Source organism: Halomicrobium zhouii, assembly GCF_900114435.1.
Taxonomy (GTDB): Archaea; Halobacteriota; Halobacteria; order Halobacteriales; family Haloarculaceae; genus Halomicrobium; species Halomicrobium zhouii.
In genome coordinates this window covers 108,635-133,563 of record NZ_FOZK01000004.1, presented here as the reverse complement: position 1 = coordinate 133,563, position 24,929 = coordinate 108,635, and the positions used below count along the sequence as shown (strand labels likewise).

Genomic DNA, 24,929 nt, shown 5'->3' with positions numbered 1-24,929 from the left:
GCACAGGGCGGACGGCATACAGTATTGTATGATTGGCCCAAAACCCTTAACTACTCCCGGCCCCTAGAGAGAGTGATGACAGCTGAGAACGCAACCGAGACCAGTGGGGGCACCACAGACGAACCGGTCCACGTCGACGGCCAGACCCAGCTCGACGAACTCGTCGACACCGGGGAGGTCGTCCTCGCGGACTTCTACGCCGACTGGTGTGGCCCGTGCCAGATGCTCGAACCCGTCGTCGAGAAACTCGCCGCCGAGACGGACGCGACGGTCGCGAAGGTCGACGTCGACGCCAACCAGCGCCTCGCTTCCGCCTACGGCGTCCGCGGCGTCCCGACGCTCGTCCTCTTCGCCGACGGCGAGCAGGTCGAGGAGATCGTCGGCCTCCAGGGCGAAGACCAGCTCCGCGCGCTGATCGAGAACTATACGGCGTAAATGAGCACGGACACACGCGACCTCGTGATCGCTGGATCGGGCGTCGCCGGCCTCTCGGCGGCGGTCTACGCCGCCCGTGCCGACCTCGACCCCCTCGTCCTCGAGGGCGACGAGCCCGGCGGCCAGCTGACGCTCACGACCGACGTCGAGAACTACCTCGGCTTCCCCGAGGGCGTCGGCGGGATGGAGCTGATCCAGCGCGGGAAAGCACAGGCCGAGGAGTTCGGCGCCGAGTTCCAGCACGGGGCCATCGAGTCGGCCGACGTCGACGGGCGACCGATAGAGCTCTCGCTGTCGAACGGCGAGACCCTGCGGACCCGTTCGCTGATCGTCGCCACCGGCGCGAGCGCGCGCTGGGTCGGCGCCGACGGCGAGGACGAACTGATGGGCTACGGCCTCTCGACGTGTGCGACCTGCGACGGCGCGTTCCACCGCGGCGACGACGTCCTGGTCGTCGGCGGCGGCGACAGCGCGATGGAGGAAGCGACCTTCCTCGCGAAGTTCGCCGACAGCGTGACCGTCGTCCACCGCCGGGACGAGCTCCGGGCCTCGGAGATTATGGCCGAGCGCGCCCGCGAGCACGACGACGTCGAGTTCGCCTGGAACACGGAACTCCTGGCCATCGACGGCTCCCAGTCCGAGGGCGTCACCGGCGCGACGCTGGTCTCCCACCCGGACGGCTACCCGGTGGACCGCTACGAGTCGGGCGACGAGGACGTCACCGTCCGCGACGTCGACGTCGGCGGCGTGTTCTACGCCATCGGCCACGAGCCCAACACCGGCTTCCTCCGCGACACGCCGGTCGAACTCGACGACGACGGCTACGTCGAGACGCTCGCCCCCGACGAGGCGTGGGCGACGACGGCGACCGGGGTTGAGGGAGTCTTCGCCGCGGGCGACGTGATGGACACCGAGTACCAGCAGGCGGTCACCGCCGCCGGGATGGGGAGCATGGCGGCCCTCGATGCCGAGGAGTACCTCGAATCCACGCCCGACGCTGCGGCGACGACCACTGCCGCCACGACCGCCTCGGAGGCCGACGACTGATGCCGTCGGCCACCAGCGGCACCGACGAGAGGGTCGACGAGACGAACGACGACGGTACCGACAACAGAGTCGACCGACGACCTGAGGACCGGATCGACCCGTCGGCGGTCCCAGACCAGGCCGACCGCGTCGTCGTCTCGTTCCGGGCACCGGAGGCGGAACCCGACGAGAACGACAGCTGGTGGATCGCCGACAGCGCCTGGCTCCGGGACGGCATGACCGACCCGACCTATCTGCGATACCTTCGTTACGCCCACGCCGGTCCGGTCGCTGTCGGCGACGAGTGGGCGGAGTTCGTCAACTGCGGCTGTGCGAGCCCGGAAGACGTCGTCCTCCGCGTCGAACGGATCGACGGCGGGGCGGCCATCGGAGCCGACACGACCATCGACGTCGTCGCCCGGAAGGACGTCGTCGAGGCCGACGGCGATCCGACGGCCGAGACGGACCTGTGAGCGGCGACGGACCGGCCGACTTCTGTTACATTACTCCGACCGTTCGAGTCGTTCGCGGCGGGTCTCGAACTCTTCGTCGGTGAGATCCCCGCGAGCGTACGCGACGCGGAGTTCTTCCAGGGCGGCGTCCCGAGACGGTCGATCACTGACCAGACGCCTGGCGAGAACGTAGCCGCCGCCGAGGAGAACCAGCAGGAAGAGCAGTGGGACGAGCAGACCGAACAGCGGCCACCACCCACTCCCGGCGCCCATCGCTCCGCCGCCCATCATCCCGCCGTACCCCATCATGCCGCCGAAACCGAGTGCCATCACGATCATCGGGAGCGCGACGATCGCTCCGACGACGAGGAGCACGACTGACACCGCATCGAGTTCGGTCGGCGAGGACATCCCTCAGGCCTCCACCGGGGATTCGAATTCGTCGTCGATCGCATCAAGTACGCGCTCGAACCGGCCACTGACGTCGGTCGCGATGGATTCGAGCGCGGGATTGTCGGCGATCCCGACCAGCTGTGCCGGATCGACGGCGCTCACGGTGACTGCGCCGTCTTCGCCCCCGGTCTCGTCCTCGGACTCGTAGACGATCACGTTACACGGGAGCAGCGCACCGAGTTCGATCTCCGCGTCGAGTCCCTCGCGTGCGAGGCCGGGGTTGCACGCGCCGAGGATCCGGTACTGCCGGAACTCCTCGTCGAGTTTCTTCGCGAACGTCGCCTGCACGTCGATATCACAGAGGACGCCGAACCCCTCGTCTCCGAGGGCGTCGACCGTCGCGTCGACGACGTCGTCGAACGATCCTGCGACACGCTGTTGTGTTGTATAGGCCATACTGTACATTTCGGCCCCACCGATGATGACTGTTGGGGACGCACGGACCGGTCCCGCGAGCCCTGTCCGCCACATTCTCCACCTGGACGACGGCTGTCGAGGCTCACACCACCTCGATCGGGTCGACTAGCGGACGACGAGCACGGGGACCGGGGCCCGGCGGACGACGGTCTCGGCGACGCTGCCGAGCAAGATTCTGGCGGGGATCGACCGGCCGTGGCTCCCCATGACAATCAGGTCGACGTCGTGCTCTTCGGCGTAGGACACGATGCTCTGCGCGTCTTCACCGACCGTCGTCTCGGTGGTTATCTCGACGTCGTACTCCGCCGCGATGTCCCGGGCTTCCTCGAAGAGTCCGTCCGCGTGCTCGTGGGCCTCGTCGAGCCAGTCGTCCCAGTCGTGAGGCGTCGACCCCCATCCACCCGGACCCATGTCGCTCGCGTGCCAGTCGATGACGTGCAGGACGACCACCTCGGCGTCGGGGTGCAGCGAGAGCGTCGTCCGCAGCGCCTCTTTCGACAGCTCGGAGTAGTCCATCGGAACGAGAATCGTTTGCGTCATCTGTGATCAGGCCAGTCGAACGCTCACTCCGGGATTCGATCCGGCGGTCGATTCGCGGGCTACTCGACGCCACTCGACGACGTCGTCCACCCGCGGAGACGGCGTCCCTGGGCTGTGTACCATACCGGTGCTTGGACTGCTGTCCCCAAATACTATCACTCCAACAACAGTTCAGGTAGTCTCCACCGCCCGGAACCGACGGAGACGGCGGCGGAGGCGGACTCCTCACTGGGCCAGGTAGCCGCCGTCGACGGGGTAGGCGTTCCCGGTGACGAACGACGCCTCCCCGGAGCAGAGCCAGACGATGGCGCTGGCCACCTCTTCGGGGGTCCCCTTGCGGCCGAGGGGTTGCATCCCGACGAACTGGTCGATCGCCTCGGGGTCGGCCTCGCCTGCGCGGTCGACCATCGGCGTGTCGATGACGCCGGGACAGACCGCGTTGACGCGGACGTTGTCGCCCGCGTACTGCGTCGCGGCGACGCGCGTGAGCCCGATCACGCCGTGCTTGCTGGCGACGTACGGCGCGCCCCCCGCGGAGACGAGCCCCGCGATGGACGAGAGATTCACGATGGCGCCGCCCTCGCCGGCCACGAGTTCCGGGAGTTCGTGCTTCATACACAGCCAGAGGCCTTTCAGGTTGACGTCGAGGACTCGATCCCAGGCGTCTTCCGACAGGTCGGCCAGCGGCTCGGTCTCCCCTTCGATCCCCGCGTTGTTGACGGCGACGTCGACGCCGCCGTACGCGTCGACCGCTTCCTGCACCATCGCCTCGACGTCGCCGGCGTCGCTCACGTCCGTTTCGACGAAGGTAGCCGTCCCGTCCGCGGATTCGATCCGTTCGACGGTCTCTGCGCCGCCCCCGGCGTCGACGTCGGTGACGACGACGTTCGCGCCGCCCGCCGCGAACTGCTCGGCGGTCTCTCGTCCGATGCCCGACGCCGCGCCGGTGACGATCGCCGTCTGCCCCTCGAAATCGTACGTCATGGTTCTACATGTCACCGTAGCGTAAACTAGCTGTGGGGGATTCCCGCAAACGGGGAATGCCCGGTCGCTTCCGTGGGCGGGCTTCCGCGATCGGACGAGCGACGCGGTCACGCCTCGAAGTACGCGAGTATCTCCTGATGATAGCGGTACGCCAGCACCGAAATCGCGACGACGAGCGCCGCCAGTGCGAGTCCGGCTGCGAAGCGTCCGGCGCCGAGGTACTCGCCGACGACGTTGACGAGGAAGAACGCGGGCGCCCGGCCGACGGCCGCGATCACCACGAGTTGCCAGAGCGGGAGCCTGGTGAGGCCGCCGACGAAACAGAGCGCGTCGTCGGGCAACCCGGGGAGGAGGAAGAAGACGAACAGTGCCGCCCGGGTCCGGTCGTCGTCGACCCCGTCGAACCTGTCGAGGATGTCCGGGTGGACGATGCGCTCGACGTACGGACGGCCGTAGCGGCGGGAGAACCAGAACGCGACCGTACTGCCGAGCGTGATCCCGATCATGTTGTACAGCGTCCCCCACCACGCGCCGTAGAGGAACCCGGCGACGATGGCCAGGACCTGGCCCGGGACCGGTGCGACGACGACCTGTATCGCCTGCAGGAGTACCAGCACCAGCGGCCCCAGGGCGCCGAACCCCTGGATCACCGTTCTGAGCGCCATCGCGTCCGTCAGTATCGGTACGTACCGACGGATGAAGAGGACCGCCACGGCGACGACGACGAGCAGGACGGCGGCGTGGATCAGGAACCGGCGCCGGGTACGGGACGACCTGAACAGCCGAACGTCGCCGACGAGCGCCCGTACCCGTTCGAAGCCGAGGTCCATCGATCTGTCTACCGGCGTGACGTGGCCGTGCTGTATAGCAGTGCGGGGTTCTCCGGTACCGTCTCGACACTGGCCCGGCGCAGTAGGCCGACGGTTCCCCCGGCAAGTCGATGGGCTCGCCTGGCAAGTCGATGGGCTCTCCGGTCGATCCCCGTGACCGAGAACGCCCGTCATCACTTATCTGGCCCCCTCTCGTACGTATTTGCATGGACGGCCGCCGAACGTGCGCCGAATCCACGTGATCCCTGCGAGTCGGCACCCCCCGTAACACTGGGCCTGTCGATACCGCCACTTCACTCCACTCTCCACGATGCTCGATCCAGCAACCGACCCGCTCCTCGACGTCCTCCTGCACCTGCTCGTCGCGTTCGGGATCGGTGCGCTGATCGGGCTGGAACGGGAACAGAGCGAGTCGGCCGGGACGTTCGCCGGGAGCCGTACCTTCCCGCTGTTCGCGCTCTACGGCGCGCTCGTCGCGCTCTTTTTTCCGGCGGCGCTCCCGGTCGCCCTCGGCGTCCTCGTCGTGCCGCTGACGGTGGCCTACGTCGCGAAAGTCTGGTACCGCCGGGACGTCGGCCTGACGACGCTGCTGGCCGCCCTCCTCACGACGGTGCTGGGCGCCGTGGCGATACACTCCCCGACCGGCGCCACGGTCGCCGTCGTCGTCGGCGGCGCGGTGACGGTCCTCCTCTCGGTCAAGGACCCCATCCACGCGTTCGCCGACCGGATCGACGAGACCGAGCGGCGCGCGTCCGCGAAGTTCATCCTCGTCGTGCTGGTCGTGCTCCCGTCGCTACCGGACCGTTCGCTGGACGTCCTGTTCGGGCTCAATCCCCGATTCGTCTGGCTCATGGTCGTCTTCGTCACCGGGCTGGGCTTCGTCGCGTACCTGCTCGGCCAGTTCCTCGGTCCCGAACGGAGCATCGCGCTGACCGGCATCGTCGGCGGGTTCGTCTCCTCGACCGCCACCACCGTCTCGATGGCCGAGAAGTCCGCCGAGAACGAGACGCTGTATCACGTCTGTGCCTTCGCCGTCGTCGTCGCGTCTATCATCATGTTCCCCCGCGCGCTCATCGAAATCGCGGTCGTCAACCCGGGCCTGCTGGCGAGCGCGGCGCCGCCGCTGCTGGTGATGACCGCCGTCGGCGTCGTCGCCGCCGGCGTGCTGTACTGGCGGACGGCCGCCGACGAGACCGTCGAACCGGAGGAACTCGAGAACCCGTTCCGGTTGCGGCCGGCGCTCGCGTTCGGCCTGATCTTCGCGGTCGTCCTGCTCGTCTCCGAGTACGCGAACGAGTGGCTCGGGACGTCGGGCCTGTACGCGACTGCGTTCCTCTCGGGACTCGCTGACGTCGACGCGATGACGATCACGCTGAGCAGGCTCGCGGCCGAGGGGACGGTCTCGACGGACGTCGCGACCACGGGAATCGTCGTCGCGGCCATCGCGAACACGCTGGTCAAGGCCGGCCTGGCGTGGGTCCTCGGTAGCTCGCGACTGGGGCGTCTGGTCGCCATCGTGCTGGGCGTCGTCGTCGTCACCGGCCTGGTCGTCCTGGCGGTCTAACTGGCACCGGACCGCGACAGTCGGACTGACGGCCGGTGGCACGCACGTCCACCCCCAGGCTGCGAGCGCCGTCGCTTGCACCACGTTCATTCTCGCAGGGCCCCAAACGGTGACCCGATGACGCGCCGCATCCTCGTCCCCTACGACGGGTCGCCCCTCTCCGAGCGCGCACTCGAACACACGCTCGAAGAGTTCCCCGCCGCGTCCGTCACCACGATCTACGTAATCGACCCGGTGAGCTCCGTCTACGACGTCGAAACAGGGGGCCTGCCTGTGTCCGAGGACTGGTACGAAGACGCCCAGGAGCGAGCCAGCGAGATCCACGCGGCAGCCGAGCAGCTGGCCGGGTCCCACGACGTAGAACTCACGACGATTACGGTCGTCGGCCAGCCGGCACGCGAGATACTCGACTACGTGTCGGACCACGACGTCGACCAGGTCGTGATGGGCAGCCACGGGCGGAAGGGGATCGGACGGGCGTTCCTGGGCAGCGTCGCGGAGACGGTGACCCGCCGCGCCCCCGTTCCGGTGACGGTCGTCAAGTGAGCGATTCTGTGCCGACGGGGAGATCCGGTCACGACGACGGGAGACGGGCCGGATCTGTCGGGTCTGTCGGCCTGCGGATCTGCCGCGTCTGTCGGACCGTAGCGGCCCGTAAACAGAACTATACTGTCACTCTCCCACGTTTCACACGAGACCGTTCCATGTACGAGCGCATCCTCGTTCCGACCGACGGTAGCGAACACGCCGCCCGCGCGGCAGCACACGCGCTCGCGCTCTCGCGGGCCTTCGACGCGGAACTGCACGTCGTCACCGTGATCGATGTCGTCGAGGCGGCCGGCCCGTTCAGCGCCGGGGGCCTCGACAAGGAGTTCATCGAGCGCCTCGAAGACAGGGGCGAGGAGACGATCCGCTCCCTCGACGCCGTGCTCGACGAGGCGGACGACGTCCAGACCGACGTCGTCAGGGGCACGCCGTCCGACGCGATTCTCGACTACGCTGCCGACCACGGGATCGACCTGATCGCGATGGGGACCCACGGCCGGTCCGGGATACGGCGGTACATCGCCGGGAGCGTCGCCGAACGCGTCGTCCGACGCTCGAACGTGCCGGTGCTGACGGTCAGGAAGACCGAGCGAAGCCGCGTCGACGACGGATACGACGACGTCCTCGTCCCGGTCGACGGGAGCGACCACGCGCTCGCCGCCGCCGACCACGCCATCGCCATCGCGACGCTGTTCGACGCCCGGATCCACGCGGTCCACGTCGTCGACGTCGGTGCCGCGTCGACGACGCCGCGCGTCACGCCGCCGACGACGCTTGTCGAGCAACTCAGGACGGCGGGCGAGGAGGCGGTCGATGCCGTCACGACCCGCGCGAACGACGCGGGCGTCGACGTGACGACGACGGTCCGCGAGGGATTCCCGGCGCGTGACCTCCTGGCGTACGCGGACGACCACGACGTCGACCTCGTCGCGATGGGGACCGCGGGACGGACCGGACTCGACCGGCTCCTCCTCGGGAGTACGACCGAGAAGCTGATCTCGCGAGCGGAGATGCCCGTCCTCTCCGTCTCCGCGGACGAGCAGTCGACGGACGAGTAACGCGACCAACGGCCGACTGACGACGGCCGACCACGGACTTATCCTCTGTCTGTCCGTTGTCTCTAGCATGAGCGCTGACAGCCCCGTCGAGATGGACGACGCTGCGCGGGACGAGTTCCTCGGGAACGGCGGCACCGGCGTCATCTCCCTGTCGTCGGCGGCAGACGACCCGCCACACTCCGTACCGGTGTCGTACGGCTACGACGCGACCGAGACGACGTTTTACTTCCGGCTGGCGACGGGCGCGGACGGCTCGAAAGGGGAACTCGAACACCGTCCCGTCTCGTTCGTGACCACCGACGAGGACGGCCGGTGGCGTAGCGTCGTCGCGCGTGGACGGCTGGAGGACGTCGAGGACGAGGGCATCGCCACCGAGACGCTGGCAGGGCTCGACCGGGTCGACATCCCCTTCGTCGACGTGTTTCACCGCCCGCTCCGGGAGGTCGAGTTCGATTTCTACCGACTCGTCCCCGACGAGTTGACGGCCAGGGTCGAATCGAAGACGGACAGCTGACGTCACGTCTCCGTGCTCATCCGGGGAGGAAGACGTTGATGACGGCGACGACGAGCCCAGCGAGCGCCATCCGACCCGCCGCGACGTACCAGCGCTGGCCGGAGATGGAGCCCATGTAGGCGCCGAAAGCGCCGAGTATCGAGATGCCGAGCGCGACCGAGATCAGGGCGGCCTCGACCATCGTGAGGACGGTCGCTTCGAACAGGAAGGGGATCAGCGGGACGAGGACGCCGATGAGCGGCCCGAGCCCGCTCATCGTGGCGTGGACGAGTCGGGCCCCCTGCTGGTCGCGCTGGACGCGCGTGTCGTCGAGGTCGGTCAGCATCGCCCGTTCGAGGCGCAGTATCTCCGCGCGCGTCTCGGCGCGTTCGATCTCCCAGACGCTCCACACCGCCGAGGTCCCCAGACCGACCGCCGCGCCGAGGCCGATCTTGACGACAGTGAACCCGTCCGGGATGCCCGAGAGGACGGCGCCGACGACGACGCCGATGCAGGTGAGCGTCCCGTCGAACCCGTTCGAGACGAAGTATCGCCGCGAAATCGACCTGACGTCCTCGTCGCCGAGCAACCGACGGAGCTCCGAGAGCGGTGACGCCACGGGGATCAGTGGTCCTGCAGCGTCGGGTGATCCCGGACGACGTGCTCGCCGCAGGCGACCTGGTCGACGGAGTGGACGGTGCCGCCCAGTTCCTCGACGGCCGCCTCGACGGCGTCGACGTCGAGCGATTCTCCCTCGAAGGTGAGTTTCACGTTCTGGACCTCCTGGTCGAGTTCGATGAGCGAGCTGGTCACGGCCGCCACGCTGTCCGTCTCGCTGACCTGCTCGGTGAACGCGACCAGCGACGGGTCGTGGGGCTTCAGCACGTCGACGACGAGGCGGCGAACGGGTGCCATACGGGAACGTTCGCCCGTCTCCCACTAAACTGTCCCCGGGATCTGTGCCCGAACTGGGACGACGAGTGCTGATCCGGGCGCGCGCAATCGAGAGCTGTCACCCGGGGCTGGCACCCGGGTTTACAACATTGGGACTCGTTGCCACGACCAGGATAGTCATGTACGACCGACTGCTCGTTCCAACGGACGGCAGCACCGTCGCGGACGCTGCGGGAGAGACCGCAGTCGCGCTCGCACGCCGGTTCGACGCCGAACTCCACGTGCTCCACGTTCGCGAACCCACCGAGCGGCCAGTCGGTGCCGGCGGCGCCCCACCGACGGACGGCGACGAGGCGACCGCGACCGTCGCGGAGATGGCGGCCGACGCCGGCGTCGAAACGCGGACGGCGACTCACCAGAAACGCGAGACCGTCCACCAGGCGATCCTCCAGTACGCCACGGACCACGAGATCGACCTGATCGCGATGGGGACCCACGGCCGGACCGGGCTCGACCGCTTCGTCCTGGGAAGCGTCGCGGAGCTGACGCTGCGCCAGTCGTCGATCCCAGTGATGACCGTCCACGAGGACACGGTCGTCGACCCGGCGTTCGACGACGTCCTCGTCCCGACGGACGGCAGTTCCTGTGCCGCCGCCGCGGCGGACCACGCGATCGACCTGGCGCGGTCGACGGGCGCGACCCTGCACGTTATCAACGTCGTCGACAGCGGTGCCGTCTGGGGCGGGGCCAACGTCGCGATGGTACTGGACGCGCTCGAGGAGATCGGGGAGCAGGCCCTCGACGACGTTCGCACCCGTGCGAAGGCCGCCGACGTGACGGCGATCGAGGGGGCAGTACTCAGCGGCATCCCCTACCGGGCGATCGCGGAGTACGCCGAGGAATCCGACGTGGACTGCGTCGTGATGGGAACCCACGGCCGGACGGGGCTCGACCGCTATCTCCTCGGCAGCGTCACCGAACGGGTCGTCCGGCTTTCGGACGTTCCCGTTCTCTCGATCCGGGAACGAGAGGGCGACTGACTCCCGTCGCGAACGGCGCCGCCGCGGCCGCCGCGGTCACCGGGACCGCCGCGGCCGTCGCGGTCTCCGGGGCAGAATCGGCCGTCAGACGACCTGCACCGGTCGACCCGCGTTCTGGACGACCCGGTCGGTGACGCTCCCGATCAGGTCGGTCTTCGTGTGGGAGTGGCCCTGGTAGCCGACCACGACGAGGTCGGCGTCTATCTCGTCCGCGTAGCCGATGATCTCCACGTTCGGCTTCCCGTGGCAACACCGGGTGACGACGTCGATACCGAGGGAATCGCCCCGCTCCGCGACCTCGTTGAGCTGTTCGTGCCCCCAGTCTTCGACGTCGGCCGTCTCCAGTTCGATGCTACTCAGCCCGGGCTCGGCGTAGCGGTCGGTGTCGACGACGTAGATCGCGTGCAGTGTCGCGCCGTGCTGTTCGGCCTGTTCGAGCGCGTGGGTGACTGCACGGTTCGCGGACCCACTGCCGTCCGTGGCTACCAGTATAGTATCGTACATGCAGAAGTGTTGGACTTCCAACTATATCAACGAACCGTGGCTTTCCGGCGAATCTCTCCGGCGGTCTGTCCCGACCCACGGCTCCCGGGCCGAGAGAACGGGGGTCGGTTTCCACAGCCTGAGAACGGACCGTGAGTACTTGGGATTCGACGACCAACGCTGATACGTCGGCTGCGCAGTTCCGCGGTGCCGAAGCGTGGCCACCCGGCTCTCAAACCCATGGACATCACCGACATCATCTCGGAAGAGTACGCCGAGTTCAGCCCGGAGACGCCCGTCTCGAAGCTCACGGGGACGTTCGAGGACCCCGCCGTCAGGGGCGTCGTGGTCCACGGCGACGAGTTCGAGGGCGTCGTCACCAGGCGACAGCTCGCGACGTCGCACCACCCGCCCGACGAGAAGCTCGGATCGCTGGTCTGGCACGTCCCCCGGCTCGACCCCGGTGAAGACGTCCGCAAGGTCGCGCGGCTCATGATCGACAGCGACTCGCAACTCCTGCCCGTCTTCGAGGGCCGCGAGTTGGTCGGCGTCGTCACGGTGGACGCCATCCTCCGGAAAGTCAGGCCCTTCCTCGACGCGGCGACGGTCGAGGAGGCCTGTACGACCGACCTCGTCACGGTCGAACCGGCGTCGACCGTGGGGGAGGCCCTCCACGTCTTCAGGGAGAACCACATCACCCACCTCCCGGTCGTCGAGGACGACGACGCGGTCGGTATCCTGAGCCTCTACGACGTCACCGACGTCACGGTCCGGTCGACGGACCGGAGCCAGGGTGGGAGTGCCGGGGGGACCGATTCGTTCGGTGGCGACGTCTCCGCGAGCTCCGGGCGCACCCGGGGCGGCGGGTTCGGCGCGCGCGAGGGGGAACTCGCCCGCCTGCTGGACCTCCCGGTCAGGGACGTCATGGTGTCGCCGGTCCGCTCGATCCGCCCGGACGCGACGCTCGACGTGGCCGTCGACGAGATGTTCGACGTCGGCGGCTCGTCGCTGGTCGTCACGGACGACGGACGCCCCTTCGCCATCGTCACGAAGACGGACGTCCTGGACGCGCTCACCTGGGAGGCCGAGGGCAACCGCGGCGTCCAGGTGTACGGCGCCGACCTCGTCGACGACATGAGCTACGACGAGATCGTGTCGATGGTCGACGGTCTCGACGCGAAGGACCGGGAGATGAACGTCCTGGAGACGAAGCTCCACCTCCACGAGCACGACGAGAAACAGCGCGGGACGCCGCTCCTGCTCGCCCGGATCCGACTGCACACCGACCGGGGACTGTACGTCGCGTCCGGGGAGGGATACGGCGCGAGTCAGGCCATCAAGGAGGCACGTGACGTCCTCGAGCGCCAGATCCGTGAGGAGAAGACCTACGGTCGCACCAAGAAGCACCCGGACGAGGAGTTCTGGGAGAAGCGCTTCGGCTGGATGCTCCAGGAGTGATGCACCGCCGAAGTGCTGACGCACTGCCGAAGCGCTAACGCGCCAGCGACGTGCTGACGCGTCGTCGATGTGCTGACGGGGTGCGTTGACGCGACACCCCGACAGCGTCCCGTTCCGGCACCCATCGAACGCATCGTTTCGGCACACATCGAAGGCCCAAACGCCAGTGAACCGACGCAGTAGCGACGAACGGAAACGACTACCTGGCAGCCACTGCCAGGAGAGCACGAACTGATGGCGCAACTCGTGACGGCCGGCACCGTCGTGTTCCAGGCCGGAATCGTCCTCCTGCTGCTGGAATCGCTCCGACGACGGGACTTCGCCGCTGCCGTGAACGCGACCGTCTCCCTGGCCGCTTCGCTCGTTCCCGCGGCCCTGGAGATCGTCGTGCCGCTTCTCTCCGGACGGACCGTCACCGTCGGTCCCGAACTCTCGCTGTGGATCGCCGCGGCGGGACTGATCCACTCGTTCGGGATGCTCGGACCGTACGACACTATCGAGTGGTGGGACTCGGTCACGCACACCGTCTCTGCGGGGCTCGTCGCGGCGCTCGCCTACGCCGGCCTGATCGTCGTCGCCCCCCGTGTGGCCATCCTCGACGCCTCGTTCGGGGGGCTCGCCGTGCTGACCGTCGTGCTCACGCTCGCCGCGGGCGTCTTCTGGGAACTGATCGAACTGATCGCGCGCGACGTCGGGCGGCGCTACGACGTCGAACCGGTCCTGGTGCACTACGGCCGGCGCGACACGGCGCTCGACCTCGTCTTCGACGTCGTGGGCGCGCTCCTGGTCGTCGGCTTCGACGTGCGCGCCTTCGTCCCGATCGCCGCCCAGTCGGTGCGCGCGACGACGTGGGTGCTGGTCGCGAGCGGCGTCGTGATCCTTCTCGGGTCGCTGGCGATGGCCGTGTACGTCGAACGGAGTTCGGTCCGACGCGAGTGACGCGTGCACCCGCCAGCGTCGACGCGGTCAGTTCTCGCCGTCGTCGCGGGCGTTGACTGCCAGGACGGGGACGTTCGCGTGCCTGACGACCCGCTCGGTGGTGCTCCCGAGGAGGAACCGGTTGAGCCCGGTGCGACCCGCCGTCCCCATGGCGATGCAGTCGACGTCGTTCTCGTCGGCGTAGTCGAGGATACCGGACGCCGGATAGCCGCCGTCGACGTTCGTGACGACGTCCACGCCCGCTTCCCGGGCCCGGTTCGCGACCGCTTCGACCGCACTCTCCCCGTGATCCCTGAGACGGGCGAGCAACGCGGCCGAGTTCGCGTGTTCGACGCCGACGTCGGCGTCCCCGACGTTCAGGACGTGGACCGCGTGGACGCGGGCGTCGAACCGCGCCGCGAGTTCGAGCGCGGGGTCGACCGCGGCGTCGGCGGACTCGCTGCCGTCGGTGGGGATCATCACCTCGTCGTACGCGCCGGCGTGCCGACTCGATTCGGTCGCCCGGACGGTGAGGACCGGTACGCCCGCCCGCCGGACGACCTGTTCGGTCACGCTCCCCATCACGTACCGTTCCACGCCGGTCCGGCCGTGGGTCCCCATCGCGATCAGGTCGATTCCGTGGTCGGCAGCGTAGTCGAGAATCTCGTCGACGGGGTCGCCCTCGCGGACGGTGGTCTGGAGCCCCTGGGACGGGTCGACAGCTGCCTCGACGGCGTCGATACTGTCCTCGGCGTCGGCTTCGAGGTGCTCGAGGAACTCCTCCCGGAGGCCGCCGGCGTCGAACGGGCCGGCCGCAGCGCGGACGTCGACGACGGTCAGCACGTGCAGCGTCGCGTCGAACGCCTCGGCGATGGCGACGCCGTGCTCGGCGGCGCGAACCGCGTGCTCGCTGCCGTCCGTCGGGACGAGAACGGTGTCGATCATGGTCGTATCTCCGTGTAGGTACCATCGCCGGATAAATCGGCCTGCGCTTCTGACCAGTCGGGCGCGGCAGCGATTCTCGGCCGTTGGGAACTGGCAAGTTGATTGACATTCTCGCGATGCGAAGTCAGAACCGGCATGAACTTCGACGAATTCACAGGGCAGGTACAGCACCGACTCGAACTCGCAGAGACCGGCGAAGCGGTACGGGCGATCCGGGCGACGCTGTCGAATCTGGGCCGGCGCATCCCCGAGGGAAACGCGGAGGATCTGGCCGCGTCGCTCCCCATGGAGATCAAGTGGTACGCGACCGGCGCGGTCCCCGACCACGGCCAGCGCTTCGACTGGTCGACGTTCGTCGAACGGGTCGCCGACGTCGAGGGAATCGACCGGTCCGAGGCTGCCTACCACGCCCAGGTCATCGTGGACCTCGTGGCTTCCGTCGTCCCGCCGTCTGACCTGCAACAGCTCCGCGACCAGTTACCCGAGGACGAGGACGACGAGAACTGGGGAAAACTGTTCGAAGTCGTCGACGCCGGCGGCTGGGGCGAGGCCCAGGAAGCCCAGGCCGGCGGCGGGCCACAGCCCGGGAACGAGTGATGACGGGGAGCGGACACACTCGACACGTATACCAATGAACGAACTCCGGTGGCTACAGATGACCGACGAAGAGATACACGACTTTCTCGGGAACGGCGGGACCGGTGTCCTCTCCTTCTCGGCGCGCGACGGGGGTCCGCCGTACTCGCGACCGGTCTCGTACGGATACGACGCCGAGTCGGGGCACTTTCACTTCCGACTCGTGGAGCCGTCGAGCAGGCAAAAGAGAGGGCTGCTCGACAGTCCCGTCTCGTTCGTCTCACACGGCGAGCAGGAGGACAGATGGCGAAGTGTCGTCGCGACCGGCGAACTGGAAGACCTCTCGGACGTGCCGTCCGACTCGGCTGCGATGGCGGAACGGTGGGGCGTGGACATCCCACTGGTCGATATCTTCGAGAGTTCGTCCGACGACGTGATTTTCCGGCAGTTCCGTCTCGTTCCGGACAAACTGACGGGGAGAAGAGCGGTCAAAGCCGAGGACTGAACGGTTCGGCGGGTGTCACTCCTCCGGAGACCGTATCGCGTCGACTATCTCCTCGCTGCGGACGACGGTCGCGAACTCCCCCTTCAGGTGCGCGAGGGCGATTCGGTGGACGGTCTCGGGGTCGAACGACTCGCCGTCGAGCGTCCGGTCGAACGTCCCGGTGGCGTCCCGGACCAGCCGGACGTCGAACCCGAGATTCTCGGCCATTCGCGTCGTCGTCGAGACGCAGTGGTCGGTCGTCAGTCCGCAGACGACGAGGGTGTCGTATCCCCGGTCACGAAGCCAGGGCTCCAGGTCGGTGTCGACGAACGCGCCGTTGACTCGCTTGACGAACTCCGCCTCGCCGTCGTGCGGTTCGAGACCCTCTTTGGCGGCGAATCCGGGCGTCCCCCGCCGGAGCGGCGACGACGCCTCCGTGGAGTCGTGTCGGACGTGGACGACCGGGAGGTCCCGTTCCCGCCAGACCGAGAGCAATCGCTCCGCTTCGGCTTCGGCGTCCGGGTTGTTGCGGGTCCCCCACTGCGGGTCGTCGAATCCCCGCTGGAAGTCGACGAGGACGAGCACCGGGTCGGCGGGCAGGTCCACGGTCATCGAGCCGCCCCCGGTGACGACGGGTCGGCGTTCGACGCTGTCTCCTCCGTGCACAGATCCGTCGCCTTCGGATGCTCGCGCGTGACCTTGATCGGACAGCGGTCCGGCGCCTGCGCGTCGTCGCTCGACAGCATGTACTGGCGCCATTCCCGGTCACCCTCGATGCCCCAGTCGCCCAGGTCGGCGTGGGGACAGACGCCGTCGTACTCCTCGAGGCGGTCCTGGATGATGTCCCTGGCCTGCTGTCCCCACTCCGTGTCCCCCGTCACGTCCAGGGACTCGAACAGGGCCCGGGGCTGGAACGTGACTTCCAGGCCAACGGGGCAGTGCCGGCTCAGCCGCTGGTCGTAGAACGGCGCGCGACAGGTCGGAAACATCGGTTCGCCGCCGAAGGAGAACTCCCAGTACGGGTCGTCCGGGTCGGTCGGGATGTCCGCGGGCCACGGCTCGGGGTCGTGCACGTGCAGGAACTGGAGGATGTGCCAGAGTCCCTCGTGATACTCCCGCTCGGTTCGGTCGCGTTCGGGCGGTCTGAAGAAGGCGACCAGCGACGCGCGGTCGCTGTGGTCCTCGTACGTGTCGAGGTACTCCAGGAGCGTCCGGCCCAGGTCGAGCAGCGCGTCGCGACTGGTCATCGACGGCACGGCCGTGTACAGCGGGTCGCCGTTGGCGACCGACTCGGCCCCGAAGAAACACGGGAACGGCGCCCCGTCGTGGTCGCCCACGAGCCGCTCGCGAAACGAGTGCCAGTGGGCGGCGACCCAGTCGGGCGCCGCACCGCTCTCGACGCGCTGTTCGACGGTCGCCTGGTCCTGGAGACCACCGACGATGCTCTCCGTCATCGTGTCTCACGTCCCGTTCGGTCGGTTTCTATCCGTCGTTGTCGACGACGTTCCATCGAGCGTCCGGTACGGACGCCGGGACAAAAACTGCGAGGCGGATTCCCGGCGGGCGACAATCGGCGAAAGAGGTTGCTGTCTGCCGGGCGTACGTTCAGGCATGACCGACCAGTCTGCCATCCGATCGACGTCGGTGCTGGAACGAATCGTCCTGGACGAGTTCGCCACGCTCGCCGACAGCGGTCGGACGCCCGTCCAGGCACCCACACTCGTCGGGCAGTGTCGTGGCCGGCTGGAAACCTTCGACGACGTCGTCGGCAGTCGGTGCAGCGAGGCCGACGTCGTCCGCTGTTGCCGGTCGCTGGCGGACCGCGGACTCTTGACTACTGTCGAACTGAGTGAGAAATCGGCGGTGGGAATGGGCCGACCCGCCTACGAACTCGCCTTCGATCCGGCGGTGTTACGGGAGGTCGTCGAGGAGGACGAACGCCTCCAGGCACGGGAACTCGACGCGCTGGCCCCGTAACGAGCCGCGCAACCGCCGATACCGAGTTGCGGCCAACCTACATACACCCCGGGCGAGACAGTCACACCGTGTCTCAGTCACCGCACGAGGAGTCGGCAGACGACGTCCTCGCGTCGGTCGACAGCGACCGGGACGGGCTCTCGGCGGCGGAGGCCGACCGCCGGCTCCGGGAACACGGCCCGAACGAGGTGGCCAGGGGGAGCGAGCGGACGGCGCTCGACATCTTCGTCGCCCAGTTCGACAGCGTCCTCATCTGGGTGCTGGTCGCCGCGGCCGGCCTCTCCGTGTGGGCCGGCCACACCGTCGACGCGGTGCTCATCGCCGTCATCGTCGTCGCGAACGGGCTGTTCGGTTTCGTCCAGGACTACCGCGCCGAGGAGAGCCTCGACTCGCTGCGAGAGCTGACCGCGCCGACGGCGACGGTCCGGCGCGACGGCCGGTCGGTCGACGTCGACGCGACGGACCTCGTCCCGGGCGACGTCGTCGAACTGACCGGGGGTGACGTCGTCCCCGCGGACGGGCGCGTGGTCGAGGTGAGTTCCCTCGAGGCTGACGAGTCGGCGCTCACCGGCGAGAGCGCACCGGTCTCGAAGTCCACCGAACCGGTCGCCACCGACGCACCGCTGGCCGAGCGCGAGTCGATGGCCTACAAGGGCACGAACGTGACGCGGGGGTCGGGCGCCGTCGTCGTCACGGCGACCGGGATGGACACCGAAGTCGGCGCCATCGCCAGCGAACTCGCGAGTACCGAGGAGACCGACACGCCGCTCCAGGAAGAACTCGACGCGCTCGGGCGGACGTTGGGCATCGGCGTCGTGGTGCTGGCGGCGCTCGTCATTCCGCTGTTGCTCCTCCGGGACACGCCGCCGATCCAGGCCGGTCTCACGGCCATCTCGCTCGCCGTCGCCGCCGTCCCGGAGGGGCTGCCCGCGGTGGTGACGCTGACGCTCGCGCTGGGCGTCCGCAAGATGGCCGACGAGAACGCGCTCATCCGCCGGTTGCCCGCCGTCGAGGCGCTCGGCGCCGTCGACGTCATCTGCACGGACAAGACCGGGACGCTCACCGAGGGTCGGATGGCCGTCAGCCGGCTCTGGGTGAACGACGCAGTGATCGACGTGGACGCCTCGTCGGACGACCAGGAGATCAGCGAGGACGACGACCGTATCGCGAGGGATGGCGACCGCGTCGACCTGCTCCTGCGGGCCGGCGCGCTGTGCAACGACGCCACGCTTGAGGAGGGTGACCCGACCGAACAGGCCCTGGTCGCGGCCGCCGCGGACCACGGGTACGACGTCGACCGACTGCGCGAGCAGCACCCCCGAACCGACGAGGTTCCGTTCTCGTCGGAGCGCAAGTGGATGGGGACCGTCCACGGCGACGCGGCCTACGTCAAGGGCGCCCCGGAAGTCGTCCTCGGGATGGCCTCGCGGGTTCTCACTGCGGACGGTCCCGCCGACCTGACCGAGGAGCGCGCCGACCGGATCCGCGAGCAGGTCGAGGCCTTCGGCGACGACGCGCTCCGCGTGCTCGCCGTGGCGACTACTGACGACCCCACGACCCTCGGCGAAGACGCCGTCGACCCGGACCTGACGTTCCTCGGTCTCGTAGGGATGATCGACCCGGCCCGGGAGGAGGTGGCCGACGCCATCGCCGCGACGAAGCGCGCCGGCATCGACGTGAAGATGGTGACCGGCGACAACGCCCGGACCGCCGCCGCCATCGGCGAGTCCCTCGGTCTGGGAACGTCCGCGCTCGAGGGCGGCGAGGTGGCGGCGATGTACGACGAGACACTCCGGGAGCGCGTCGAGTCGGTCGACGTGTTCGCACGCACGTCGCCGGAACACAAGGTCCGGATCCTCCGGGCGCTCCAGGCCAGCGGCCACGTCGTCGCGATGACGGGCGACGGCGTCAACGACGCGCCGGCGCTGAAGAACGCCGACGTCGGCGTGGCGATGGGAATCCGGGGGACCGACGTCGCCAAGCAGGCCAGCGACGTCATCCTGCTCGACGACAACTACGCCACCATCGAACGGGCGGTCGAGCGCGGGCGGGCCATCTTCGACAACGTCTGGAAGTTCGTCGGCTACCTGCTCAGCGCCAACGTCGCCGAGGTGGCCATCGTCTTCCTCGCGTCCCTGTTCGGCTACCTCGTCCTCCCCGCGGTCCAGTTGCTGTGGATCAACCTGCTCACGGACGGCCTGCCAGCGCTCGCGCTCGGGGCCGACCCGGAGAGCGGCGACGTCATGGAACGGCCGCCGCGGGATCCGGACAGCGGCATCGTCGACCGCGGGATGCTCGCGCTCGTCGGTGGCACGGGCACCATCTCGACGCTCGTCATGCTCGCGTTGCTGGTCGTCACGCTCGACGGCGCACCGGCGGTCACGCCGTACGCGATGACGATGGTGTTCACCGGCTTCGTCTTCCTCGAGTTCGAGAAACTGTACGTGATCCGCTGGCTCCGCGAGACGCCGACGCTGTCGAACCGGTGGCTCGCGACGGCCGTCGGTGGCTCGATCACGTTACAGATCGCCGTCCTGTACACGCCGCTGGCCGACTACTTCGGCACGGTTCCGCTCGGCCCGGCCGACTGGAGCCTGATCGGGGCCGTGCTGGCCGTGGCCCTCCCGGGGTACTTGTTGGTCGCCCTCGGCGTCCGGCGTCTGCAGTCGGCGAACCGGGGAACTAACGGGTAACTAGCGTCCCCTGCCGCGTCGCGTGAGGTCGTCCAGGTCGAACAGCCGGAGGTCGTCACGCTCGGACACGGCTTCCCGGACGGCCTGTGTTGCACCACTACGGGTGAACAATGCGTATTCCGTATCGACGTCGCCGCCGTCGGGGGTCCACCGAATTTCCGACGCGTGATCTTCGAGCGAGGTGAGCGCGCTGTAATCGAGCGGAGCGCTGGTGAACTTGCACTCGCCGACGACCATCGTGTTCCCCGTCGTGAACCCGACGACGTCGACCTCGTGTTCCTTGTACCACCACCGCCCGATGTCGAGAAACGTCTCCTCCGGGTACAGGTCGGGTAGCGCGTCCTGACAGAGCCGCTCGAACTCCTGGCTCACGAAGTCCGGGAGTTCCGGTTCGACGACTGCCTCGTAGGCATCCTCGCCGAGACGTTCGTATCGATCTTCCGTACCGTAGACGAAGCGGAACCAGAAGCGGAACAGGGGATCCAGGATTCGATAGCGTCCGCGGCGTGACTTCGCTTTCTCTTCGGTGACCGGGACCTCACGCTCGACGAGCCGTAACCGTTCTAACTTCTGCATGTACGTCGAGATCTGTTTGCCGTCGATCCCCACCGCCTGTGCGATCTCGTTCGACGTCGCCTTCCCTGCAGCTATCGCGGTGAGGATGGCGAAGTACCGATTCGGCTCTCTGAGTTCGGTCCGGAGGACGTACTCCGGTTCGTTGTGGAGGTAGCCCTTCTGTGAGAGCACTTCTTCGGTGAGGACTGTTCCGAGGTCTCGATCGAAATCGACGCCATCCAGGTAGTACGGAATACCACCAAAGATCCCCCACGTCAACATTCGCTCTTCGGGGGAGTAGTCGTCCGGAACGAACGCCTGTGCCGCGGAGAAGTCGAGTGGCCGGAGGTCCAGTTTCTCCGTGAATCGGCCGTACAGGGGGCTGTTTCCGAGCAGCGTCGCTTCTTCCATCATGCTGATCGACGACCCGACCAGCACGAGCGTCCCCGAGGTGTCCTGGAATCGCTGGTCCCACAACCGCTGGATGACCGACGGAAGACTCCCGTCGGCGTCGATGAGGTAGGGAAGCTCGTCGAGGACGACGATACCGTCGCGGTCGCCCAGATACCCCAGGAGGGCTTCCCAGTTCTGTTTGATGTCCGTGATTCCGGGGAACGTATCGGCGGCGACGTCGACGAACTCGTCGAGTTGTACCTGTGACGTCGTCTCCGTGGCCTGATAGACGACGGCGTCTTCCCGGTCGGCGAGAGAGTGCTGGACGAGTTCCGTTTTCCCGAGACGTCGGCGGCCGAAGAGAACGACCATCTCGGCGTCGGCAGATCCGTAGCACTCCCGTAACCGCGAGAGTTCATCTTCCCGATTCACGAATCGTTCCATACGTCTCGTCGGGAGCGACGGGGGAAAGCCGTTTCGAATAACCAATTCCAAAATAGGCTAATCTAGAATAGGCTATTTTGAAATAGGCTATTTTGAAATAGGCTATTTTGGAATTGGTTAATTGCCCGGGCGCCGGTCACTTGCTGATGGTCACGGGGACCGAGGCCTCGTCGACGGCACGTTCGCTATCGCCATCTAGCAAAGCCCGTTCTCGCGGCGCGGCGATCGACTCGTATCTATTTGGGACGGCGGACGAAACAGCCGATATGACCCTCGTCGTCCCGTTCGACGGTTCGGAACTCTCCGAGGCGGCGCTGCTTCGCGCGGACCAGTTCGGCGTCGTCTTCGACGAGTCCGTGGTGGCGGTCACCGTCATCCCGGACGGCAACGTCGACTACGCGAGAGAACGCGACTGGATCGACTCCGACGAGGCGTTCGACCGGTCCGCCGTCGTCTCGAAGATACACGGCCAGGTGTCCGACCTGTGTCCGAGCGCCGACTTCCGCCACTTCGTCGTCGGCCGGTACGCGCCGTCCGGCGCCATCTCGAAGCGGATCCGCAAGGTCGCAAAGCGCGAAGACGCGTCGATGGTGTTCGTCGGCAGCGACAACGCCGGCCGCCTCGTCACGTCGATCAGTAGCGTCGGTGGGAGCGTCGCGACCGACGAGGCCTACGACGTCGTCATCGTCCGCCACAGCGGCCCCGCCAAGTCCGCCAGGCTCAGGGGAGCGGCCAGTCGACGGCAGCCGAAGTCGGACTTCTTCCTCCCCGAGTGACGACCCGATCGCCATTCCACGGCCGCAAACCGCGGACGGTCACGAACTCCGAACGGAAGTGGCGACGGCTGCCGCGACGCCGGAGAGCGTCGCGAACGCAAGTGCCGTCAGGGTACCGAGTCCGAACAGTCCCGCCGCGACGAGGAGCACCGCGAGGAAGACACCGCCGAACGCACCGGCGGCGAGCGCGACGCGCCGTCGCCCTGTGGACGTCTCGTCCCCGAGGCCGAGGTACACGCCCGCAGAGACGAGGACGCCGGCGACGACTCCCGCTGGGAGGCCGACGAACAGGGAGAACTCGATCGACGGACGGAGGAGTTCGGTCACCGCGACGCCGACGGCGAGGAACGCTGCGAGGCCACTCGCGACGACGAGTGCGACGTTTCGGAGCCTCATCCCGTCCACCTCCCGAGCACGGCTTCGCGGACGAACCGACAGCGAGCGAGGCGGTGTCGTGTCGGGACCATGATCGACTTCCGATTTCGGAAGCGGCCATATAGCTCTTCCGCGGCGTTTTCGGCCTCCACGAGCGTGGATTCGACGCCGACGGTCACTGCGCCCCGTCGGCGACGTGCCCGGAGACGACGAGCGCGTAGCCGAGCAACAGTGCGTACGCCCAGACGGCGCCGCGGACGGCAGCGCGCCTGCGACGAACGTATTGGTTGCTTCGCTAACATTTTGCACGTCAAGCACCTACGCCCGCGTGAGAATGTTCGCGGACACGCTGGGACTCGTCCCGTCGGCCGCCTACGGTTCCGGGGTGACAGTGGACCTCGTCCCGCTACAGGGGGCCGAGACGATACGACCGCTGTATCTCGTCGTCGGGCTGGTGTTGCTCGTCGTCACCATCGTCGACATCCTCTGGACGACGCTCTGGGTCGACGGCGGCTCCGGCCCGCTCTCGGCGCGGTTGACGACGTGGACCTGGCGCGGACTCCGGCGGATCGGTGACACGCGGTCCCGGGCGCTCAGCCTCGCCGGGCCGATCATCCTGACGCTGACGCTCGTCACGTGGGTCGGCCTCATCTGGGGCGGCTGGACGCTCGTCTTCGCCGGCGGCGAGAACGCGCTGCTGGCCGCTCGCGACGACGTCCCCGTCACCTGGTCGGGCCGGATCTTCTTCGTCGCCTATACGATGTTCACGATGGGGAACGGCGACTTCTACCCCCCGGCGGGGATCTGGCAGATTGCCGCGTCGCTCACGACCGCCAGCGGTATGCTGTTCGTGACGATGGGCGTCTCCTACGTGCTCTCGGTCCTCGGGGCCGTCTCGAACAAGCGCTCCTTCGCGAGTAGCGTCTCCGGGATGGGGGCGGAAAGCGAGACGGTCGTCTGCTCGGCGTGGGACGGCGAAGACTTCGACGGACTTCACCTCCCGCTCAATTCGCTCGCCTCACGGCTCGACACGCTCGCAGACCAGCACAAGTCCTACCCGATCCTCCACTACTACCACAGCGAACAGGCCAAGCACGCCTCCGCGATGGCGGTCGCCGTCTTCGACGAGTCGATGACGGTCCTCCGGTTCGGCGTTCTGGACGAGGACCAGCCCGACACCGTCCTCGTGGAGAACGCGCGGTCGGCGAGCCAGAACTACCTGGAGACCCTCGACAACGCGTTCATCGACCCGGCCGACGAGGCACCGCCACCCCCCGATCTCGACCGGCTTCGCGACGAGGGAGTCCCGACCGTCTCCGACGACGAGTTCGCCGACGCGCTCGACGAGCTGGCGGTCCGCCGCCGCAAACTGCTCGCGACCGTGACCGCCGACGCCTGGCACTGGCCCCCCATAGACTCATGACCGAGGTCACCTTCTTCGTCTCCGGCTGGAACCCGCTCGTCCGAATCGTCGTCGTCGGCGTCTCGATGTACGTCGCGCTCGTGCTCTTCCTCCGTCTCTCGGGGAGCCGAACGCTCTCGAGCATGAACGCGTTCGACTTCATCGTGACCGTCGCCATCGGCTCCGTCTTCGGCCGCGCGCTGACGGCCAAGGACGTCGCGCTCTCGGAGGCCATCGTGGCCTTCGGACTCCTCGTGGCGCTCCAGTACGTCGTCACCTGGATCCAGATCCGGTGGCCCTTCTTCAGACGCGTCGTCACGAACCCGCCCGCCCTGTTGTACTTCCGCGGCGAGTTCGTCGACAGGGCCATGCGCCAACAGCGCGTCACGGAGTCGGAGATCAAAAGCGCCGTTCGCAAGAAGCAGTTCGGCTCCGTCGACGAGGTCGAGGCCGTCGTCCTCGAATCCAGCGGCGAGTTCTCCGTCATCGGATCCGTCGAAGACGAGCCGTCGTTCGGCGAGCAACTGGAAGAACAGCTCTGGGAGTGACCCAGGGAAGCTCGGATCCCGTCCCCTCGCCGCGTTCGTCGGGCAGTCACGTTCCAGTGATCGGGTGGGCTTTCGCCTCGCTGGCGCTGTCCGTTCCAGTGGTGCCTTCCTTCGGGAGAGAAACGACGTCTTTCTCCCACTCTTCCGGGTACTGGGGCTATCCGTCCCGC

At 67.8% G+C, this 24,929-nt stretch carries 31 protein-coding genes; 17 read left to right on the top strand and 14 right to left on the bottom strand.

Going from position 1 to position 24,929, the window contains the following annotated elements; genetic code table 11:
* Positions 1 to 75: 75 nt before the first annotated feature.
* From trxA to BM337_RS17735, 3 genes are read left to right on the top strand one after another with little or no spacing between them, the layout of a single operon-like run.
* The gene (gene trxA / locus BM337_RS17745) at positions 76 to 435 is read left to right on the top strand and encodes a thioredoxin (protein ID WP_089818438.1); all 360 of its coding nucleotides are present in this window, start codon (positions 76 to 78) and stop codon (positions 433 to 435) included.
* On the top strand, positions 436 to 1,482 hold the full coding sequence (locus BM337_RS17740; RefSeq protein ID WP_089818436.1) for an NAD(P)/FAD-dependent oxidoreductase: 1,047 nt from the start codon (positions 436 to 438) through the stop codon (positions 1,480 to 1,482).
* Complete coding sequence (locus tag BM337_RS17735) at positions 1,482 to 1,934, top strand: DUF7968 family protein (RefSeq protein ID WP_342713988.1); 453 nt, start codon at positions 1,482 to 1,484, stop codon at positions 1,932 to 1,934. Before BM337_RS17740 ends, BM337_RS17735 begins: the two co-directional genes overlap by 1 nt.
* A 30-nt stretch (positions 1,935 to 1,964) precedes the next feature.
* Here BM337_RS17735 and BM337_RS17730 read toward each other — a convergent pair whose 3' ends face one another.
* The 5 genes from BM337_RS17730 to BM337_RS17710 form a co-directional block, all read right to left on the bottom strand.
* Positions 1,965 to 2,324, bottom strand: a complete 360-nt coding sequence (locus tag BM337_RS17730; RefSeq protein ID WP_089818434.1) for an SHOCT domain-containing protein — start codon at positions 2,322 to 2,324, stop codon at positions 1,965 to 1,967.
* 3 nt (positions 2,325 to 2,327) lie between these two features.
* Positions 2,328 to 2,762, bottom strand: a complete 435-nt coding sequence (locus BM337_RS17725; protein WP_089818432.1) for a DUF302 domain-containing protein — start codon at positions 2,760 to 2,762, stop codon at positions 2,328 to 2,330.
* Positions 2,763 to 2,888: 126 nt separating this feature from the next.
* Positions 2,889 to 3,323 carry a universal stress protein gene (locus tag BM337_RS17720; protein ID WP_089818430.1) on the bottom strand — a complete coding sequence of 145 codons (435 nt, stop codon included), beginning with the start codon at positions 3,321 to 3,323 and terminating at the stop codon, positions 2,889 to 2,891.
* 225 nt (positions 3,324 to 3,548) lie between these two features.
* Positions 3,549 to 4,307, bottom strand: a complete 759-nt coding sequence (locus BM337_RS17715; protein WP_089818428.1) for a glucose 1-dehydrogenase — start codon at positions 4,305 to 4,307, stop codon at positions 3,549 to 3,551.
* Positions 4,308 to 4,414: 107 nt separating this feature from the next.
* The gene (locus BM337_RS17710) at positions 4,415 to 5,137 is read right to left on the bottom strand and encodes a TVP38/TMEM64 family protein (protein WP_089818426.1); all 723 of its coding nucleotides are present in this window, start codon (positions 5,135 to 5,137) and stop codon (positions 4,415 to 4,417) included.
* Positions 5,138 to 5,447: 310 nt separating this feature from the next.
* On the opposite strand from BM337_RS17710, the gene BM337_RS17705 reads away from it, so the two are divergent.
* From BM337_RS17705 to BM337_RS17690, 4 genes are all read left to right on the top strand, one after another.
* Positions 5,448 to 6,701: an MgtC/SapB family protein gene (locus BM337_RS17705; RefSeq protein ID WP_089818424.1), complete on the top strand. Its 1,254-nt coding sequence runs from the start codon at positions 5,448 to 5,450 to the stop codon at positions 6,699 to 6,701.
* 117 nt (positions 6,702 to 6,818) lie between these two features.
* Positions 6,819 to 7,247, top strand: a complete 429-nt coding sequence (locus BM337_RS17700) for a universal stress protein (protein WP_089818422.1) — start codon at positions 6,819 to 6,821, stop codon at positions 7,245 to 7,247.
* 158 nt (positions 7,248 to 7,405) lie between these two features.
* Positions 7,406 to 8,305, top strand: a complete 900-nt coding sequence (locus BM337_RS17695) for a universal stress protein (RefSeq protein ID WP_089818420.1) — start codon at positions 7,406 to 7,408, stop codon at positions 8,303 to 8,305.
* Positions 8,306 to 8,372: 67 nt separating this feature from the next.
* Positions 8,373 to 8,819 carry a pyridoxamine 5'-phosphate oxidase family protein gene (locus BM337_RS17690; RefSeq protein ID WP_089818418.1) on the top strand — a complete coding sequence of 149 codons (447 nt, stop codon included), beginning with the start codon at positions 8,373 to 8,375 and terminating at the stop codon, positions 8,817 to 8,819.
* Positions 8,820 to 8,835: 16 nt separating this feature from the next.
* On the opposite strand, the gene BM337_RS17685 is transcribed toward BM337_RS17690, so the two are convergent.
* Complete coding sequence (locus BM337_RS17685) at positions 8,836 to 9,417, bottom strand: VIT1/CCC1 transporter family protein (RefSeq protein WP_089818416.1); 582 nt, start codon at positions 9,415 to 9,417, stop codon at positions 8,836 to 8,838.
* A 5-nt stretch (positions 9,418 to 9,422) separates the two neighbouring features.
* Entirely contained in the window at positions 9,423 to 9,713 is a 291-nt protein-coding gene (locus BM337_RS17680; protein WP_089818414.1) for a DUF211 domain-containing protein, read from the bottom strand.
* Positions 9,714 to 9,871: 158 nt separating this feature from the next.
* Between BM337_RS17680 and BM337_RS17675 the strand changes: the two genes are divergently transcribed.
* On the top strand, positions 9,872 to 10,732 hold the full coding sequence (locus tag BM337_RS17675) for a universal stress protein (protein WP_089818412.1): 861 nt from the start codon (positions 9,872 to 9,874) through the stop codon (positions 10,730 to 10,732).
* 84 nt (positions 10,733 to 10,816) lie between these two features.
* Here the strand turns inward: BM337_RS17675 and BM337_RS17670 are convergent, their stop codons facing one another.
* Positions 10,817 to 11,236, bottom strand: coding sequence for a universal stress protein (locus tag BM337_RS17670; RefSeq protein WP_089818410.1), 420 nt, complete (start codon positions 11,234 to 11,236; stop codon positions 10,817 to 10,819).
* Between the two features lie 219 nt (positions 11,237 to 11,455).
* Here BM337_RS17670 and BM337_RS17665 point away from each other — a divergent pair, with 219 nt between their 5' ends.
* Both BM337_RS17665 and BM337_RS17660 read left to right on the top strand, forming a co-directional pair.
* Positions 11,456 to 12,673, top strand: coding sequence for a CBS domain-containing protein (locus BM337_RS17665; RefSeq protein ID WP_089818407.1), 1,218 nt, complete (start codon positions 11,456 to 11,458; stop codon positions 12,671 to 12,673).
* Between the two features lie 234 nt (positions 12,674 to 12,907).
* On the top strand, positions 12,908 to 13,612 hold the full coding sequence (locus tag BM337_RS17660) for a DUF2238 domain-containing protein (protein WP_089818405.1): 705 nt from the start codon (positions 12,908 to 12,910) through the stop codon (positions 13,610 to 13,612).
* Between the two features lie 27 nt (positions 13,613 to 13,639).
* Here BM337_RS17660 and BM337_RS17655 read toward each other — a convergent pair whose 3' ends face one another.
* The gene (locus BM337_RS17655) at positions 13,640 to 14,536 is read right to left on the bottom strand and encodes a universal stress protein (RefSeq protein ID WP_089818402.1); all 897 of its coding nucleotides are present in this window, start codon (positions 14,534 to 14,536) and stop codon (positions 13,640 to 13,642) included.
* A 135-nt stretch (positions 14,537 to 14,671) separates the two neighbouring features.
* On the opposite strand from BM337_RS17655, the gene BM337_RS17650 reads away from it, so the two are divergent.
* Both BM337_RS17650 and BM337_RS17645 read left to right on the top strand, forming a co-directional pair.
* Positions 14,672 to 15,133, top strand: coding sequence for a DUF2267 domain-containing protein (locus tag BM337_RS17650; RefSeq protein ID WP_089818400.1), 462 nt, complete (start codon positions 14,672 to 14,674; stop codon positions 15,131 to 15,133).
* Positions 15,134 to 15,167: 34 nt separating this feature from the next.
* Positions 15,168 to 15,617, top strand: coding sequence for a pyridoxamine 5'-phosphate oxidase family protein (locus BM337_RS17645; RefSeq protein ID WP_089818398.1), 450 nt, complete (start codon positions 15,168 to 15,170; stop codon positions 15,615 to 15,617).
* 15 nt (positions 15,618 to 15,632) lie between these two features.
* On the opposite strand, the gene BM337_RS17640 is transcribed toward BM337_RS17645, so the two are convergent.
* Complete coding sequence (locus BM337_RS17640) at positions 15,633 to 16,208, bottom strand: cysteine hydrolase family protein (protein ID WP_089818713.1); 576 nt, start codon at positions 16,206 to 16,208, stop codon at positions 15,633 to 15,635.
* Entirely contained in the window at positions 16,205 to 17,050 is an 846-nt protein-coding gene (locus BM337_RS17635) for a YqcI/YcgG family protein (RefSeq protein ID WP_089818396.1), read from the bottom strand. The genes BM337_RS17640 and BM337_RS17635 overlap by 4 nt, the downstream gene beginning before the upstream one ends.
* A gap of 157 nt (positions 17,051 to 17,207) precedes the next feature.
* Here BM337_RS17635 and BM337_RS17630 point away from each other — a divergent pair, with 157 nt between their 5' ends.
* On the top strand, positions 17,208 to 17,573 hold the full coding sequence (locus tag BM337_RS17630) for a hypothetical protein (protein ID WP_089818394.1): 366 nt from the start codon (positions 17,208 to 17,210) through the stop codon (positions 17,571 to 17,573).
* A gap of 68 nt (positions 17,574 to 17,641) precedes the next feature.
* Complete coding sequence (locus BM337_RS17625; protein ID WP_089818392.1) at positions 17,642 to 20,266, top strand: cation-translocating P-type ATPase; 2,625 nt, start codon at positions 17,642 to 17,644, stop codon at positions 20,264 to 20,266.
* On the opposite strand, the gene BM337_RS17620 is transcribed toward BM337_RS17625, so the two are convergent.
* Positions 20,267 to 21,658, bottom strand: coding sequence for an ATP-binding protein (locus BM337_RS17620; protein WP_089818390.1), 1,392 nt, complete (start codon positions 21,656 to 21,658; stop codon positions 20,267 to 20,269). It abuts the gene before it with no gap.
* A 266-nt stretch (positions 21,659 to 21,924) separates the two neighbouring features.
* Here BM337_RS17620 and BM337_RS17615 point away from each other — a divergent pair, with 266 nt between their 5' ends.
* The gene (locus BM337_RS17615; RefSeq protein WP_089818388.1) at positions 21,925 to 22,434 is read left to right on the top strand and encodes a universal stress protein; all 510 of its coding nucleotides are present in this window, start codon (positions 21,925 to 21,927) and stop codon (positions 22,432 to 22,434) included.
* A 39-nt stretch (positions 22,435 to 22,473) separates the two neighbouring features.
* On the opposite strand, the gene BM337_RS17610 is transcribed toward BM337_RS17615, so the two are convergent.
* Together BM337_RS17610 and BM337_RS21285 are read right to left on the bottom strand one after the other, a co-directional pair.
* A complete protein-coding gene (locus BM337_RS17610) occupies positions 22,474 to 22,830 on the bottom strand; it encodes a DUF8147 domain-containing protein (RefSeq protein ID WP_143117752.1) in 357 nt (118 codons plus the stop codon).
* Entirely contained in the window at positions 22,827 to 22,988 is a 162-nt protein-coding gene (locus tag BM337_RS21285; RefSeq protein ID WP_177227665.1) for a hypothetical protein, read from the bottom strand. The genes BM337_RS17610 and BM337_RS21285 overlap by 4 nt, the downstream gene beginning before the upstream one ends.
* Before the next feature lie 245 nt (positions 22,989 to 23,233).
* Here BM337_RS21285 and BM337_RS17605 point away from each other — a divergent pair, with 245 nt between their 5' ends.
* Together BM337_RS17605 and BM337_RS17600 are read left to right on the top strand one after the other, a co-directional pair.
* On the top strand, positions 23,234 to 24,232 hold the full coding sequence (locus BM337_RS17605; RefSeq protein WP_089818710.1) for a two pore domain potassium channel family protein: 999 nt from the start codon (positions 23,234 to 23,236) through the stop codon (positions 24,230 to 24,232).
* Positions 24,229 to 24,759: a DUF421 domain-containing protein gene (locus BM337_RS17600; RefSeq protein WP_089818384.1), complete on the top strand. Its 531-nt coding sequence runs from the start codon at positions 24,229 to 24,231 to the stop codon at positions 24,757 to 24,759. The genes BM337_RS17605 and BM337_RS17600 overlap by 4 nt, the downstream gene beginning before the upstream one ends.
* Positions 24,760 to 24,929 lie beyond the last annotated feature (170 nt).

Excerpts from the sequence above, each read along its gene's own strand:
- trxA (WP_089818438.1), top strand. The coding sequence starts at position 76 with ATGACAGCTGAGAACGCAACCGAGACCAGTGGGGGCACCACAGACGAA.
- BM337_RS17740 (WP_089818436.1), top strand. The coding sequence starts at position 436 with ATGAGCACGGACACACGCGACCTCGTGATCGCTGGATCGGGCGTCGCC.
- BM337_RS17735 (WP_342713988.1), top strand. The coding sequence starts at position 1,482 with ATGCCGTCGGCCACCAGCGGCACCGACGAGAGGGTCGACGAGACGAAC.
- BM337_RS17730 (WP_089818434.1), bottom strand. The coding sequence starts at position 2,324 with ATGTCCTCGCCGACCGAACTCGATGCGGTGTCAGTCGTGCTCCTCGTC.
- BM337_RS17725 (WP_089818432.1), bottom strand. The coding sequence starts at position 2,762 with ATGGCCTATACAACACAACAGCGTGTCGCAGGATCGTTCGACGACGTC.
- BM337_RS17720 (WP_089818430.1), bottom strand. The coding sequence starts at position 3,323 with ATGACGCAAACGATTCTCGTTCCGATGGACTACTCCGAGCTGTCGAAA.
- BM337_RS17715 (WP_089818428.1), bottom strand. The coding sequence starts at position 4,307 with ATGACGTACGATTTCGAGGGGCAGACGGCGATCGTCACCGGCGCGGCG.
- BM337_RS17710 (WP_089818426.1), bottom strand. The coding sequence starts at position 5,137 with ATGGACCTCGGCTTCGAACGGGTACGGGCGCTCGTCGGCGACGTTCGG.
- BM337_RS17705 (WP_089818424.1), top strand. The coding sequence starts at position 5,448 with ATGCTCGATCCAGCAACCGACCCGCTCCTCGACGTCCTCCTGCACCTG.
- BM337_RS17700 (WP_089818422.1), top strand. The coding sequence starts at position 6,819 with ATGACGCGCCGCATCCTCGTCCCCTACGACGGGTCGCCCCTCTCCGAG.
- BM337_RS17695 (WP_089818420.1), top strand. The coding sequence starts at position 7,406 with ATGTACGAGCGCATCCTCGTTCCGACCGACGGTAGCGAACACGCCGCC.
- BM337_RS17690 (WP_089818418.1), top strand. The coding sequence starts at position 8,373 with ATGAGCGCTGACAGCCCCGTCGAGATGGACGACGCTGCGCGGGACGAG.
- BM337_RS17680 (WP_089818414.1), bottom strand. The coding sequence starts at position 9,713 with ATGGCACCCGTTCGCCGCCTCGTCGTCGACGTGCTGAAGCCCCACGAC.
- BM337_RS17675 (WP_089818412.1), top strand. The coding sequence starts at position 9,872 with ATGTACGACCGACTGCTCGTTCCAACGGACGGCAGCACCGTCGCGGAC.
- BM337_RS17670 (WP_089818410.1), bottom strand. The coding sequence starts at position 11,236 with ATGTACGATACTATACTGGTAGCCACGGACGGCAGTGGGTCCGCGAAC.
- BM337_RS17665 (WP_089818407.1), top strand. The coding sequence starts at position 11,456 with ATGGACATCACCGACATCATCTCGGAAGAGTACGCCGAGTTCAGCCCG.
- BM337_RS17660 (WP_089818405.1), top strand. The coding sequence starts at position 12,908 with ATGGCGCAACTCGTGACGGCCGGCACCGTCGTGTTCCAGGCCGGAATC.
- BM337_RS17655 (WP_089818402.1), bottom strand. The coding sequence starts at position 14,536 with ATGATCGACACCGTTCTCGTCCCGACGGACGGCAGCGAGCACGCGGTT.
- BM337_RS17650 (WP_089818400.1), top strand. The coding sequence starts at position 14,672 with ATGAACTTCGACGAATTCACAGGGCAGGTACAGCACCGACTCGAACTC.
- BM337_RS17645 (WP_089818398.1), top strand. The coding sequence starts at position 15,168 with ATGAACGAACTCCGGTGGCTACAGATGACCGACGAAGAGATACACGAC.
- BM337_RS17640 (WP_089818713.1), bottom strand. The coding sequence starts at position 16,208 with ATGACCGTGGACCTGCCCGCCGACCCGGTGCTCGTCCTCGTCGACTTC.
- BM337_RS17635 (WP_089818396.1), bottom strand. The coding sequence starts at position 17,050 with ATGACGGAGAGCATCGTCGGTGGTCTCCAGGACCAGGCGACCGTCGAA.
- BM337_RS17630 (WP_089818394.1), top strand. The coding sequence starts at position 17,208 with ATGACCGACCAGTCTGCCATCCGATCGACGTCGGTGCTGGAACGAATC.
- BM337_RS17620 (WP_089818390.1), bottom strand. The coding sequence starts at position 21,658 with ATGGAACGATTCGTGAATCGGGAAGATGAACTCTCGCGGTTACGGGAG.
- BM337_RS17615 (WP_089818388.1), top strand. The coding sequence starts at position 21,925 with ATGACCCTCGTCGTCCCGTTCGACGGTTCGGAACTCTCCGAGGCGGCG.
- BM337_RS17610 (WP_143117752.1), bottom strand. The coding sequence starts at position 22,830 with ATGAGGCTCCGAAACGTCGCACTCGTCGTCGCGAGTGGCCTCGCAGCG.
- BM337_RS17600 (WP_089818384.1), top strand. The coding sequence starts at position 24,229 with ATGACCGAGGTCACCTTCTTCGTCTCCGGCTGGAACCCGCTCGTCCGA.